Origin of the sequence: Sphingobacterium olei (assembly GCF_005048855.1) — a bacterium.
Lineage (GTDB): Bacteria > Bacteroidota > Bacteroidia > Sphingobacteriales > Sphingobacteriaceae > Sphingobacterium > Sphingobacterium olei.
Genome location: NZ_SUME01000003.1, coordinates 644,921 through 657,861, shown reverse-complemented (window position 1 = coordinate 657,861; position 12,941 = coordinate 644,921). Strand labels below are relative to the sequence as shown.

Here is a 12,941-nt window from a genome sequence, read left to right as displayed (position 1 = left end):
GATGAACTATGTATTTATTAGTGCCAATTATGCTGCATTCCTTATTGCCAAAAACGCTGCACCATTATTGCCATTTTTGCTGCACGCTTAATTACCAAAAGTTGTGTATTCTGATTTACCGATTACAATCTGTTAATACCCTTGCGATGATATATCGAAACACGGCGCAGGTCTATATGGATATGGAATTACAGGACTCTGCAATCCACTATTCTACTCTAGCTGCTAATTGTTTCGAAAAAGACTCATACGAACACCTGGTGAGCATGGCGGATGTACAGTTGCTAAACGATGAAGTGCAGGTTGCGATTACAACGCTTGAAAGAGCGTACAAATTAAAACCTAAAGATATGCCCGTAAATAATAGCTTAGGCCTGATCTATCTGGGACAATATGGATATGATTTTTTAGATCTGGAAAAAGCACTGCTGCACAACAAACAGGCTTTTGCAATGAACAGAGATGGTAATACCGAATACCTGCTTGCAAGAAACTATTACGAATTAGAGAGATTTCCGGAAGCGGAAAAGCATTTTAAAAATCTATCGAAGGAATATCCTGAAAACCTCGATCATACCGTTTTCTTAGGAATGATAAAATACAAATTGGGATCGAATACAGAGGCTGAGGAACACTGGAACAACGTCTTAGCTATAAACCCCGACTATCAAGTTGTTATCGATTCATTTAAAGAAGAAATGGAAGCAGAGTTATAATGTAATACTATGGTTTACTATGGCTTGAAGGAGGGCTACCAATTCCGGTCGATAGTCTAATGGGAAATTGATTAGTATGAGTTAGATAACCGCTAACTTATATAGTTAATGGTGCCAGTTGTATTTATCGCTGCCATTCCCACTCTACATTGTCTCATAAAAATAAATTAAAAGCTTATATAACAACAAAGGATAAGAATAGCACAATAATCCATGTACATACTATCTATCATTTTATTTTGGAGCTATATCCGACAGCCGCTGACAGAAGAACATCGCTAAGATTCTTAAACGGTTTAACGTGATTTAAATATAACGATGTATAGAGTTCATCAATTGTAAGCTTTGATCTTGTTAAGTTTTTGTTAAACCGCTTATTGATCATAAGATTGGTATTCTATTTGGCGTTATACTAGTATCATAATTTAGGTTTATAATTGGTTAGTTAAAAATCCTAAACCGTACGGTTCGTCTTACACCTACACGAAGTTTATCTAAATCTATTTTTGCCTCAAGTTTTTAGACAAACTTAAAAACCTAACAAACAAGAAATTAACACGCTTCAGGATTTTTTATGGTAAGAATCTTAGGCTGCAGCGAAACCGTCGATAATTTTGGCCAAACCATAGATTCTATTTTGTATTGCTGTATATTCAATAGATTTTTAGGGAAAACTTTAAAAAATGAAAAAATCCACAGAACTTTATTTCCATTTAACCTTCTGGTCCATCTTAATTTTTTCCTTCTTCGTGCCAACATTTACTCTCAAACATTTGACAGCGCAGGAGTATGGTAAGTAAATATTGTTGTTATGATATTTACTCTATTTCAAATTCCACGAAAATTTCATATTTCCTTTTTGATCTTGAATAGTCACGCAGATGATAGCGCTTCAATACCCGGTACTTTCCTGACCGGTAGTTGTGCCTGTCCGGAAACAGCGCCACCAGGAAATCCCGCGCCGTGAACGGAAGTATACCGTAACCCAGATCTTCAAATCCCACATTTTCCGGAGGGGAAACCTTATTCCATTTTCCTTGATCCTGAAATTCCACGGTATAATGGAGGCCTGTTGTTAAAGTATCAGATGTGTAGTTATACATCCTAACACGTAATGTGTCTTTTATTTCAGATGCTATCATTGAAGCACCCAAAACTGAAAGGCTTACTCTGGCCTCGGTTGAGGAATCTGCCTTCAAATCAATCGACGGTAGCGAGAGATCCTGAAATCTCTTTCCTGAGATGAACATTGGAAGGGGATTTATTTTACTGCTATCCTTTGTATTACTTTCATCTGCCCTGGCAATCATCCCTGGGCTATCGTCCGCTGCCGTCTTTTTCACAGAGCTATCTGTCTGGATCAATGATATCGGTACGGACTTCTCGGATACTTTCCCGGTATCACTCCGCTGTTGGCAGCCATAAATAAGGATAATAAGCAGGCACAGGATCAATTTTGATGGATTTTCCATGGAGTATGTGTTATGGCTTTGCCGTAGTTATAGTTGTTTTATTCTTTCCTTTTATGATAACCACCTTGTTCGCCCAGTTCTTTTTATCGGTTTCTGAATAAACCAATTTTCCGTTGTATTTTAAAGATTCGATATGGGCCGAATATTTTCCCCCGATAACATCTTTGTTCGTTAACCACCATTTGATATCCACTTTGTCATGTTGATGTTCAGGAATAAGCAGCTTGAAACTACTGGAAAGTGAATTGTCAAATCCTCTAAAAAAAATATGGATATAAGTTTCCCCTTGCTCATCTTCAATAAGGTTAACATTCTCTGGCGGCCTAATTCTCTATTTAAATGCCAATGATTATGAAGCTTAAATGAAATTGGAAAAAATTATAACTCTACCACAACGATCTCTGGGAAAGTTTTTCCTTCATATTCAAAAACGCTAAAAGGATGGTCTACAATTCTGATGTCTGTTATCGAATAGTAATAGGGAGACGAGCAAGGATCATTAGTTTTGTTTTCTTTCTTGATGCTGGTATACGCTATTACAATAGACCCAAAATCATCCATTTGGATTTTGTACGAATGCTCACCTTCTGTCTCGGGAATGCCAACAAGTCTTACAATGCCGTTATTAGGTGTGGGTCTCCCCCCAGGATTATAGATAAGCCCCGCACTTTTGTGGATTTCTCCCGTCACAGCATTAGTTACTTTAATACTCGACACATCTATGTCGTGAATTTTAAATAGGCTTTCCCCCGTTTCCTTATCAAGGAATAAAACACCAATTTGTTTTGGCATTCCCTCGCTCAATAAGTTTGCGCAAGGGTCTTCCGTTCTTTGACAGCTTACAACCAAGACTGTTATAAAAAGAATTGCTCCATAGAGTTTATATAGTTGTTTTTGCATGATTATTTTATTACTAATTATCGTTATGTAATGATGATTCCCGAAATCTAGCCAAGTCTTCTTCAGTTGCAGGGTATACGGCAGCTACTTCCAACTGATAAGCTCTTTTGGGTTATTTAATGGAATACGTTAGCCGATACTCCTTGATCGCAAGCGTGTCTCGTTCTGTCATTGTTTTGACAAACGATTCGTTAAATTCGTTGGATACGGTGCCGAAATAAAGGCCTTTGCGGTTACCGCTTTCATCATACCGGACCAATTTATAATAGAGCCGCGAAACTTCGAGTGCCTGCTCCCCGTTGCGCACGACGAGTTGGATGTTATAGCTGCCATCCGGATTGAGGTCGATACCGTATTTAAAGAGATTGGATTTAACGATGGGATCGTCCTCCACCTGATTGGTTGCAGACGATTTCAGCACCGTTGCATCGCCGGTTTCGGTTACGTCGGTGATTTCACTGAAAGCGGAGTATTTTATAATATCCTTACCTTCAAATATAAAATAGGAATCAGCGAACCAATCAGGATCTTGCTCCGTAAACTTAGACCAGTAGTAAATATACCCGGTATTGGTTTTTTCGGAATAAAGGCGATCCAGAAAACCCATAACGGTTTTTTCGTGATGATCGGGATTCAGTTCCGTTCCACCTACAAAAAAACGCATCTCTGAGACCGGCACGATGGCATCAAAAGTCGTCTGATACGGATATTTTGAAACTTCTTCTTTTGTGCATGCGGAAAGAATGCTTAAGAGACTTAATAAAGGGAATAGCTTTTTCATTTTAATATTTAAGGATTGATTGTAAAATCAGTTTTTTCAAAAGCCTTATGTATGATGCTGTCCAATGCATTTTTAACTCGTTCTTTTCCCTGTGGCTGGTTAATATCTAACCCGCAAAACGTACTTCCATTAGATTCGGCGTGAAGCGATAGGTAATAAAGGCCACCTATTTGCAGGGCCAGCATGGCTCTAATATCAATGCCGTCACTTACGAAATAAGGGTCAACGTGCCGGAGCAACTGTTCTCCCATTTCTTCCCGGCTGTTTGACAGTTTTCTCAGTATTTCGTTTTTTTCGCCGATTTCCCAATGGATAATTTTCTGAAGGGCTTTATCCTTTAGCATCGCTTCAAATTGCCCCTGAAGCAGGGAGCTTACGTTGTCCGCATTGATTTCCTGCGGGTTTTGCGCTAGGTTTTCGATGGCGGTTTTCGCCTTGGCGTTCCAATAATCTTTCTGGCGGACATAGGTCTCTATCAGATCGTCCAGACTGCCGAAATAGTTGTATACCAGCTTCCTGTCCAGACCTGCCTCTTTACAGATAGCTGCTACGTTCAATCCTGCGTAACCACTTTTCTGGATCACCTTGCCCACCGCTTCGATCAGCCTTTGCATTGAGCGTGCCTTCTCCCGTAGGGGACCCGATGAAACCTTTCGGGTTCTTTCTTTCGTTTCTATTACTGTCGATTTTTTCATGGATACGTTGAAATAGCAGAACAAATCTAAACATTTTTATCCCATATCTGTGAGAAAATATTGTTTTAGCAAATGATATTGGGTGTTTTTGCCAGATGAAAATGATTTTTTCATCCTTTCTTGTTGCAATTTTCGTGCTGTCCTGCCAACAGCAGAAAGCAACGGGCACCGTGTAACCCCGCGGCCTCCAAAGGTACTGTACGTTGAGCGAGTCGGAGAGGTCGTCCCATCCGTAGCTCCCGCGGCGTTCTTCGTGGCGGTAGGTTCCGCCAACCACAACACCCAGCTCATGCCTCCCGAACACAGAGGGCCATCTTTGAAGTAGAGGGTGAATGGGAAGAGAAGTTTCAATTGCGAGATTCCGTTGCTAAGGATAAAGGCAGGTTGATCATGGAGATTTTCCGAAACGGGATGTTGGTAGAATCGCTTGATTATAGGGATCTCAACAAGGAAGTGCATTTGTACCCATACCATAGAATCTATCCGAAGCTGCTGGAAATCCTCCGCTCGCGCTGGAACCGACCGGAAGGAGCTCTGCGGAGCAAATGTTGCCGGTGCCTCGATATAGAGGTCACGCCGACATCTACAGTAAGTGGTGCAAAAATAATACACTGAGTTATTGTAAATGGGTGGTATTATGAAGGTCGGCACTGCTCCTAGCATAGGTAAAAAGGGAGAACCGTTTTGAGGTTGTTAAGTTTTGTTAATTCGGATATCAGATATAAATTTTGGCATTTTGTTTGCATCGATATTAGTATTCATAATTTAGGTTAATAATTGGTTAGTTAAAAATCCTGAAGCTCCCCGCTTCAGGATTTTTGTTTGATAGGTGATGGAAGAATTGGAGTGGTGACGTCTTAGAAATAAGTAAAAAGATTACCTGACGTATTATATACTGGCACAAAAAAGCGTCTTGAATTGTCAAGACGCTCATTATATTTTTTATGAAATGTATATTACAATGCCTTTACCTGATCAATGGTAAGACCTAATGCCTTTGCAATATCAGCATCAGGTACTCCCAGTTTCTTGAATTCTAAAGCTGAATCTAATTTCTCTGCTTCGGCTTTGGCACGTTCCTGTTCTAATAACTTCTCCGCTTTCGCCCGCTCCACCAGTTTCCCTTTTTCAAGTCCTTCGTTCTTAGCTTTTTCCAATAAATATTCCCGTGTTCCCATTGTAGTATTCCTCCCTAGTTTTTCTGAATGTGTTTATTCTATATGGCCATCAAGAGCCCCTTCGGGGGTTTGATCTCTACTTCTTTCTCAAACTTAGTTAAAAATTGTGTAAGAGAGCAATTTTTTAACGTTCTCTCATCGGCCTATAAAAAGTTAACTCTTCGATGAAAGTTGATAAACATTTCTGGCTTTTGAAAACTCACATAACGTGCCAGAAAGTCGTATATCCCCGCTCTCAGGTTTCTATTATCAAAACTCTGATAATCTATCTAAAGTAAAACAACTTAGATTATTGTTTATTAATAAACATAAAGTATATTAGAGGTAGAATTATATTATTAGAAAACCAATGTATCAAATATTTATTAGTCTAATCGTCGCATCAACTTTGTGGCTGGTATCCTGCCAAACTAACCAAAACCATCTGAGTGAAAAGGAGTTTACACAGAGATATAAGGATTCGCTAATGCAAAGGGAGCCTGATGCTAATTATGAAATACAAGAAGATCTAAAAATAAAAGTAAGCGAAGGTAAACACGATATGACAATCTATCTGGATAATGCCTATCGTGCCTACACACTCCAACCCGACTCGCTGGCTTCAATATTTTCGGATTACTTAAATTCGTCGATAAGTTCATTGACCAAGACAGAATTAATAAATAAGAACTCAATAGTACCGGTGATAAAGCCCTTTAAATACATTGAAGACGTTAAATCGCTAGACCATGGCAATACAAGCCTAGACTCGCTGATCTATTATGAACCGTACAACGATGAACTGATTATAGTATATGCAGAAGATACGGAGCTTAATATTCGGTACCTCCAGAAGCATATAATAGACAGCCTGAACATCGGTTTGGACACGCTTCGAGATTTTGCTTTTAACAATCTTCGCAAAATATTGCCTGATGTTGAGATTATAAATAGCGGCGGGAAATTCGGCATTCTGGCTGGAGGCGTTTACGAGGCTAGTTTGATTCTTTCCAAGACTATGTGGAATAAAGAAAATTTTAGCGTTGACGGTAATATTGTAATAGCCATGCCAACACGTGATATGGTGTATGTGACCGGTAGTAAGAACAAACAAGAGATCAATAAACTTAAATCGCTTGCTTTGAAAGATTTTGAGAATGAAAACTATCAAGTATCTCCTTTTCTCTTTAGATACAACGGCACTGCCTTCGAGCGTTTCAGGGATTAGCAGGATGACTAAGCTAATGTACATAAAATATGAAAGCAAAAACTGACTCGACTTATCTTAAGAAATCTATTTTCACTTTTCGGTTATATGGAAGTTTTTTCCTTTTTTCGATACTAGTCAATACATTGACCAGAGATTTAAAACATAAATATCAAGTGCTTTTCGAGACAGTAGTGGCTATTCCACTCCTACTCGTATTTATATTGGCACCTATCGGTCTTTACTATGGCTGGAAAAGTTATCGCAATAAGGAGGAACCACGAAAAAAACGGACTATTTTTCTGATGGGACACATGATCTTTTGTTCACTGATCATCCTTTTCATTATCGTACTGATCAAGGATATATCTAACGCCGGTATAATTACTAAGTAGATGTCTTTATCCCAACTTTATACCAAACGGTGCTGGTTGGGCAATCAGCAAAAAAGTCGCTCATGATAAATAATAACACAACTGAAACAATGAAAAACGACATTCCAAATAGTGTAGAGATTATTGATGCTCATTTAGATGATTTTTTTACCGATGAAGATGATATTGTTGTTTTTGATGAAATAGAATCTGAAATAATCCATCGAGACATTTACTTTATTAAAGCAGTCGATGATAGGCCATATCATATTTTGTTGAGCTGTGGCATGAGTGCCCTACCAATGAACGTACCTAGCGATGTCGAATCATCAGAATTTGCTGAAGTGATGATACTCCTGCCAAAGGAATGGAATTTAAGTTCCAAATCTTTTAATGATGAACGAAATTATTGGCCAATTAGATTGATGAAGGAATTGATGATGTTACCGCACGCAGGGGAAACTTGGCTTGGGGTTGGACATACTTATGGCCATGAAGAAGACGAGGAACTTGCTCCAGGAATAGGCTTTAATTCTGTCATGCTGGCATCGTCAATGGAATTGTCGGACGATTTTACGCAAATAAGTCTTGAAAATAATGACGTGATCGACATGTATACATTGATTCCTCTCTATAAAGAAGAGCTTGAATTCAAGAAACGATATGGGGCAAATAAATTACTTGAAAAGCTTGATCGGTTTGGCATCGGAGAAATAGTTAAAGTAGGTCGAAAAAATGTTGGGAATATTTAAACATGCATTATGCTATTTGAGATACTAGAAGTAATTGCAGAGGTGATTTTTAGCGGCGATAGCTCGAAGGAACCGGATAAGAATATACGATTGGAGAACCAGGTGTGTAACTGGTTACTAGCGGTTAGCACTGTCGTGTCAACAATTATACTAATTATATTTGGACGTAACACAGAAGGGGCTTCCATAGCATTGTACCTACTCATCACATTTCTACTCGTATTGATAGCCCTATTTGTATTAATTAAGCTAGAAATCATTAATGCGCTAACAATAATGAATTTCTTTAAGGTGGCGATAGGGGTCTCTTTGATACTGGGAACTATAATCTTGCTTCTATTTGCGCCGGGATTAAGGGTTTGATAACATAGACAAGTAATAAAACATGTTATTACTCAAACAGGACATCAAAATAAATTGATTAAAATATGAACAAAGACATTGAGATTCTTAAATATCCAATCGGAAAATTTCAAATACCTACAAGCATCACTCCTGAGCTTGTCGAAAAATGGATCGAAACTATTGAGATTTTTCCTCATAAACTGAAGGCTGAAGTTCAAAATCTAACAGAAAACGAACTTAAAAAGCAATATAGACCAAATGGATGGACTATTACACAGGTAGTAAACCATTGTGCTGATAGCCACATGAACAGCTTAATACGATTCAAACTCGCATTAACGGAAGAGACACCGACGATAAAACCATACTGTGAAAACTTATGGGCTGAGCTTTCCGACTCGAAACATTATCGGGTTGATAGCTCCATTATAATTTTAGAGGGACTACACGCTAGATGGACGACATTGTTAAAAAGTTTGCACCACCAAGATCTAGAAAAAGAATTTATCCACCCTGAAACACAGGAAAGAATTTCAATAAAAACCAACATTGGCTTCTATGCTTGGCATTGTGAGCATCATTTAGCACATATAATAAATGCTAAACGTAACTAACATTCTCCCAGGATGGTGCCGGAACCAAGCGTAGCGAGTTTGCTGTATTGTGAGAACTTATAAAAAGGGTATCAAGTTTGCAAAGCCATTATAACTACGTCTTCGACCAGATTACTAACACATACATATTTTTATAGAATCTTTTCCCGCGAGAAACATATTAGAGAAAAATTCTAAAAGAATAGAACAGAAACATATGGAAATAACTCGGTTAAGAATCTTTACTTTATTTAGTGTCTTTCACTTGCTACGCTTCTGCTACTCTTGTGGACACCACCAGGTAACAGGCCAAAATATTGAGGGAAAGGTTCTATTAAAAACAAAAATTGTTACCCCGGTGCACTTTAATAACGACACACTGGCGAATCATATCGTGATATACGAGGATAGCTCATATTCACTAAGCTAACTGAAAGAAATACCGGATCCTGACAATAAGTATGGCGGAAGTATTGTAACGAGCTATGACACTGGTAAATCTCGAATACATAGAGATACAATCTTTTTGAATCAAGATACACTCCTGTTGAACAATGGTTATATCCACTTTATGGAAAATGGTCGAATATCTCATTTGCGGCAGATAGAATATTCGGCAATACCATTTCATAGTAATTACACCATCTCAAAGTATCCAAAGTATCATATTATAAACCACAATACACCTACTATTGAAGACTTAATAAAAGATAAGAAATTCAAAAAGCTACTCACCATAAACGATAGCTTGATGGATATTATAGAATGATTGGTACAAGATACGGTAGACCGTATGATGCCAAAAACTATTATTTTTGATAGTAAAATGAAACCACTAGTAGCTCACGATGGTTCACCTTGCTGCTATTATCACTCTGTATTATAAAAAAGTACTTCCCTACATTGATAACAAGGAACATCAGCAAGTTATCTTATTTCTTGCGCTAAAACCACATTCTATCCTGGAAGGAGATATTCCCATTGTCTTTGACGGTGGATATAACTTTTTGGACATATATCTAGACCTCACGAAAAGGAATATAACACACATAGGTACTTATGGTTACCTCTAGATTCGAAGGGTGCATCTTTGCTATTCTCGCTAAAAGTGATAACTTTAACGGAACAAAAGCCTGAAAAAATACGAGCTCGGTTACCCTATGAAAACAGAATTATCATTAAATATTGATCGCCCTTGTGGGGAGCACTGGTCGGGGATGCCGGAGGACACTAACGGTAGATATTGTGACCGTTGTGCAAAATCCATTATCGACATGGTAAATCTTTCGGATGAAGAGATCATTGAGATAATAGCACAAAATCCGTCGAAAATATGCGCGAGGCTATCTAGGTATCAGATAAATAGATCGATCATCATAAAATCTAAAAAAAGGCTTCCATTTTATAAAATCGTATCGGGGATATTTTTGATCAGCTCGGCAAGTAGTGCGTTTGCAACACAAAAACTTATGGCACCTAAAGAGCTGATGCATGACACGATCAATAGGAAGGATGATTCTTTATCCATTACCAAATCATCGGAAAGTCAGGATAGCATGAGGAATGTAATCCAAGGTATGGTAAATGATGCGAGCGATAATAAAGGCTTAAGTAACGTACTTGTTATGATCCGCGGCACGAACATCGGGACTGTTACAGACGAAAATGGTGGTTTTAAATTCAATGCTCCTAATAACATGCCCTTTAAGGATATAATTCTTGAAGTCAATCATCTTGGATATCTGAATACAGCTGTACACGCATATAATAAATCGAAACGAACAGCGACCAACGAAATATTCCTTACCCCAGATAACAATGCGTTAATTGGTGAAGTCTGTATCATTAAAAGGAAGAAATGGTGGCAGTTTTGGAGGTAAGGCAATTGGTGCCATGCAATCGAGGAAGCCGACTGGGAAATGGAGAGCGTTATCGGAACAGATATATCTAAAATTAAAGAGAAAGGAATAGGATAATATAAACTAAATGGATAAGGAGACTGCAAAATACCTCGTCACGTATTTCTTTAGACTGTTACCGGATGAAGAAAAATTAGCATGGAAGCATCATTCTTCTTTATTAAAGCTGGAAAGCAACGACAATCCGAAAGCGATGGAGGTATATAAAAGAAAGGGTTGGATAACGGATGAGAAAAAGATATTAGACTTATTGATAGAAGGATATGATAAATTTGAAGAACGTACAGCAGAGAAGATTCTGAAAAAATATCCGGATAAGATTTTTCTTAATAATTGTCCAAATTGCAATAAACTGGCAAGAACTCCCTATGCAAAACAGTGTAGGTTTTGTGGGTGTGACTGGCACTGATAAAATTAGAATCGAACTATTAGGTCCATCAACAATGATAAACGAGACTAGACTTGAAAATATTAGGCAGTTAGCATGCTTAGTCGAAATAGATCAAAACACTCACAAGTTAAAGGAGATAGCGACACTGTTCGTTAACGCCATGAATAACTGGCCTAGGCTTAACCAATCAAGAATTTTTGAGTTTATTGCAGAGTTTGAGGAGTACTTTGGAAAGCCTGTAACAAGAGAAAAAATCTTAGGCAAGTCAATTAATTATCCAGACGATTCTGTTTGGAAGCATGAATCAGGAAGCGCAATAATAGATATGCTTCGGCTTTCGGAAACATACTATCAATCTTCTAGTTTTGAAAGCATAGTCCAAGCTATAATAAATTATTATCAAGAGCAATTAGAAATGATTGATTTTATTGCTGATCTGCAATATCGAACTGCAAAAGGTGGCGGGCGAACGGCTCCTGTCTTTTCTAAGTACAGACCACAGATTAAGTTCGAATTTGATGAAATGCAAACATCAGGAGAACAGACTTTTATTAACAAAAGTATAGTCTATCCCGGAGAGAGTTCAGAGGCAATAGTTAGAATAATCGCACTGGAATACTTCAAAAACAGATTGGAAGAAGGAATGTGCTTTGAATTCCGTGAAGGGACTAAGGTAATCGGAACGGGAAGGATTACACAGATCCTGAATGAAAAGTTAAGGATACCTGTCAATATTTCACAGAACGCTTAAAATACTATGAAACAATTAGTACTTATAATACTTGCCGCTTGTACATACTCTCTAACTTATGGGCAGTCCAAAGGAAATGCAGCGGAAAACCTTTCAAAACAGCCTATTTTCTTTATCGATAGTGTCCAAGTTGATCAGTCTGAAATGCAAAAATATAATTCAAACCAAATAGCATCAGTAACAATCGTTAAAGACAGTACTTATTTACATATATATGGGAATACCCCCGGTAGTGTATATATTGAAACCAAGAGCTTTAGTAGGAAACGCTTCATTAATTATTTCAGGTCGAAATCGATCGAATTCAAACAGCTGTTGGATTCACTGGAAAATGACAACAGCTTTCAATACATCCTCAACGGAAAAGTCTTAGCAAAGAATTATGAAGGGAATCTGGCTGCCATAGACGACAAAATTTTCAGATCGCTCACGATCATAGATAAAAAAGAACTGACTAGCAAATATGAAAACACAAGCAAAGATTTTGGGATATTAATCGCTTCTGATGTACCTGAAAATTTGTACGATGGGAAAAACAAATTTTAACCGAAACCAATGAACCCAATCTCACCGCATCGACATCTACAGTAAGTGGTGCAAAAATAATACATTGCGTTATTGTAAATGGGTAGTATATGGCGGTCGGCGCTGCTCCTGGCATAGGTAAAAAGGGAGAACCGTTTTGAGGTTGTTAAGTTTTGTTAAACCGGCTATGGGGTAATAAATTTTGGCATTTTGTTTGCATGAATATTAGTATTCATAATTTAGGTTAATAATTGGTTAGTTAAAAATCCTGAAGCTCCCCGCTTCAGGATTTTTTGTTTGGTAGTTGATGGAAGAATTGGAGTGGTAACGTCTTAGTAAAAGATTACATGATGTATTATATAC

The 12,941-nt window shown here is 38.0% G+C and carries 16 protein-coding genes; 10 read left to right on the top strand and 6 right to left on the bottom strand.

The window, feature by feature from the left end:
• Positions 1–146 precede the first annotated feature (146 nt).
• The gene (locus FAZ15_RS10170) at positions 147–716 is read left to right on the top strand and encodes a tetratricopeptide repeat protein (RefSeq protein WP_136901189.1); all 570 of its coding nucleotides are present in this window, start codon (positions 147–149) and stop codon (positions 714–716) included.
• Positions 717–1,534: 818 nt separating this feature from the next.
• On the opposite strand, the gene FAZ15_RS10165 is transcribed toward FAZ15_RS10170, so the two are convergent.
• The 6 genes from FAZ15_RS10165 to FAZ15_RS10140 form a co-directional block, all read right to left on the bottom strand.
• The gene (locus tag FAZ15_RS10165; protein WP_136901188.1) at positions 1,535–2,188 is read right to left on the bottom strand and encodes an immunoglobulin-like domain-containing protein; all 654 of its coding nucleotides are present in this window, start codon (positions 2,186–2,188) and stop codon (positions 1,535–1,537) included.
• 378 nt (positions 2,189–2,566) lie between these two features.
• Positions 2,567–3,088: a hypothetical protein gene (locus FAZ15_RS10160; RefSeq protein WP_136901187.1), complete on the bottom strand. Its 522-nt coding sequence runs from the start codon at positions 3,086–3,088 to the stop codon at positions 2,567–2,569.
• A gap of 112 nt (positions 3,089–3,200) precedes the next feature.
• Positions 3,201–3,869, bottom strand: a complete 669-nt coding sequence (locus FAZ15_RS10155) for a hypothetical protein (protein ID WP_136901186.1) — start codon at positions 3,867–3,869, stop codon at positions 3,201–3,203.
• An 8-nt stretch (positions 3,870–3,877) separates the two neighbouring features.
• Positions 3,878–4,564: a TetR/AcrR family transcriptional regulator gene (locus FAZ15_RS10150; RefSeq protein WP_136901185.1), complete on the bottom strand. Its 687-nt coding sequence runs from the start codon at positions 4,562–4,564 to the stop codon at positions 3,878–3,880.
• A gap of 36 nt (positions 4,565–4,600) precedes the next feature.
• A complete protein-coding gene (locus FAZ15_RS10145; RefSeq protein WP_136901184.1) occupies positions 4,601–5,176 on the bottom strand; it encodes a hypothetical protein in 576 nt (191 codons plus the stop codon).
• A gap of 344 nt (positions 5,177–5,520) precedes the next feature.
• Positions 5,521–5,742: a hypothetical protein gene (locus FAZ15_RS10140; protein WP_136901183.1), complete on the bottom strand. Its 222-nt coding sequence runs from the start codon at positions 5,740–5,742 to the stop codon at positions 5,521–5,523.
• A gap of 349 nt (positions 5,743–6,091) precedes the next feature.
• Between FAZ15_RS10140 and FAZ15_RS10135 the strand changes: the two genes are divergently transcribed.
• The 9 genes from FAZ15_RS10135 to FAZ15_RS10095 all read left to right on the top strand — a co-directional run bounded on the left by FAZ15_RS10135 (position 6,092) and on the right by FAZ15_RS10095 (position 12,599).
• On the top strand, positions 6,092–6,949 hold the full coding sequence (locus FAZ15_RS10135) for a DUF1444 family protein (protein WP_136901182.1): 858 nt from the start codon (positions 6,092–6,094) through the stop codon (positions 6,947–6,949).
• Positions 6,950–6,978: 29 nt separating this feature from the next.
• Positions 6,979–7,323 carry a hypothetical protein gene (locus FAZ15_RS10130; RefSeq protein ID WP_136820008.1) on the top strand — a complete coding sequence of 115 codons (345 nt, stop codon included), beginning with the start codon at positions 6,979–6,981 and terminating at the stop codon, positions 7,321–7,323.
• A 62-nt stretch (positions 7,324–7,385) separates the two neighbouring features.
• Complete coding sequence (locus FAZ15_RS10125; RefSeq protein WP_136901181.1) at positions 7,386–8,054, top strand: suppressor of fused domain protein; 669 nt, start codon at positions 7,386–7,388, stop codon at positions 8,052–8,054.
• 9 nt (positions 8,055–8,063) lie between these two features.
• Entirely contained in the window at positions 8,064–8,417 is a 354-nt protein-coding gene (locus FAZ15_RS10120) for a hypothetical protein (RefSeq protein ID WP_136901180.1), read from the top strand.
• 65 nt (positions 8,418–8,482) lie between these two features.
• Positions 8,483–9,013, top strand: a complete 531-nt coding sequence (locus FAZ15_RS10115; RefSeq protein WP_136901179.1) for a YfiT family bacillithiol transferase — start codon at positions 8,483–8,485, stop codon at positions 9,011–9,013.
• 1,139 nt (positions 9,014–10,152) lie between these two features.
• Positions 10,153–10,872: a carboxypeptidase-like regulatory domain-containing protein gene (locus tag FAZ15_RS10110; protein WP_136901178.1), complete on the top strand. Its 720-nt coding sequence runs from the start codon at positions 10,153–10,155 to the stop codon at positions 10,870–10,872.
• 106 nt (positions 10,873–10,978) lie between these two features.
• Positions 10,979–11,320 (top strand): hypothetical protein, encoded by a 342-nt coding sequence (locus FAZ15_RS10105; protein WP_136901177.1) that lies wholly within the window; start codon positions 10,979–10,981, stop codon positions 11,318–11,320.
• The gene (locus FAZ15_RS10100) at positions 11,280–12,053 is read left to right on the top strand and encodes a hypothetical protein (RefSeq protein ID WP_136901176.1); all 774 of its coding nucleotides are present in this window, start codon (positions 11,280–11,282) and stop codon (positions 12,051–12,053) included. The genes FAZ15_RS10105 and FAZ15_RS10100 overlap by 41 nt, the downstream gene beginning before the upstream one ends.
• 6 nt (positions 12,054–12,059) lie before the next feature.
• On the top strand, positions 12,060–12,599 hold the full coding sequence (locus FAZ15_RS10095) for a hypothetical protein (protein ID WP_136901175.1): 540 nt from the start codon (positions 12,060–12,062) through the stop codon (positions 12,597–12,599).
• The last annotated feature ends 342 nt before the right edge of the window (positions 12,600–12,941 follow it).

Coding starts and splice junctions, on each gene's coding strand:
- FAZ15_RS10135 (WP_136901182.1), top strand. CDS start 6,092: ATGTATCAAATATTTATTAGTCTAATCGTCGCATCAACTTTGTGGCTG.
- FAZ15_RS10155 (WP_136901186.1), bottom strand. CDS start 3,869: ATGAAAAAGCTATTCCCTTTATTAAGTCTCTTAAGCATTCTTTCCGCA.
- FAZ15_RS10165 (WP_136901188.1), bottom strand. CDS start 2,188: ATGGAAAATCCATCAAAATTGATCCTGTGCCTGCTTATTATCCTTATT.
- FAZ15_RS10095 (WP_136901175.1), top strand. CDS start 12,060: ATGAAACAATTAGTACTTATAATACTTGCCGCTTGTACATACTCTCTA.
- FAZ15_RS10150 (WP_136901185.1), bottom strand. CDS start 4,564: ATGAAAAAATCGACAGTAATAGAAACGAAAGAAAGAACCCGAAAGGTT.
- FAZ15_RS10120 (WP_136901180.1), top strand. CDS start 8,064: ATGCTATTTGAGATACTAGAAGTAATTGCAGAGGTGATTTTTAGCGGC.
- FAZ15_RS10125 (WP_136901181.1), top strand. CDS start 7,386: ATGATAAATAATAACACAACTGAAACAATGAAAAACGACATTCCAAAT.
- FAZ15_RS10105 (WP_136901177.1), top strand. CDS start 10,979: ATGGATAAGGAGACTGCAAAATACCTCGTCACGTATTTCTTTAGACTG.
- FAZ15_RS10160 (WP_136901187.1), bottom strand. CDS start 3,088: ATGCAAAAACAACTATATAAACTCTATGGAGCAATTCTTTTTATAACA.
- FAZ15_RS10140 (WP_136901183.1), bottom strand. CDS start 5,742: ATGGGAACACGGGAATATTTATTGGAAAAAGCTAAGAACGAAGGACTT.
- FAZ15_RS10115 (WP_136901179.1), top strand. CDS start 8,483: ATGAACAAAGACATTGAGATTCTTAAATATCCAATCGGAAAATTTCAA.
- FAZ15_RS10100 (WP_136901176.1), top strand. CDS start 11,280: ATGCAAAACAGTGTAGGTTTTGTGGGTGTGACTGGCACTGATAAAATT.
- FAZ15_RS10130 (WP_136820008.1), top strand. CDS start 6,979: ATGAAAGCAAAAACTGACTCGACTTATCTTAAGAAATCTATTTTCACT.
- FAZ15_RS10170 (WP_136901189.1), top strand. CDS start 147: ATGATATATCGAAACACGGCGCAGGTCTATATGGATATGGAATTACAG.
- FAZ15_RS10110 (WP_136901178.1), top strand. CDS start 10,153: ATGAAAACAGAATTATCATTAAATATTGATCGCCCTTGTGGGGAGCAC.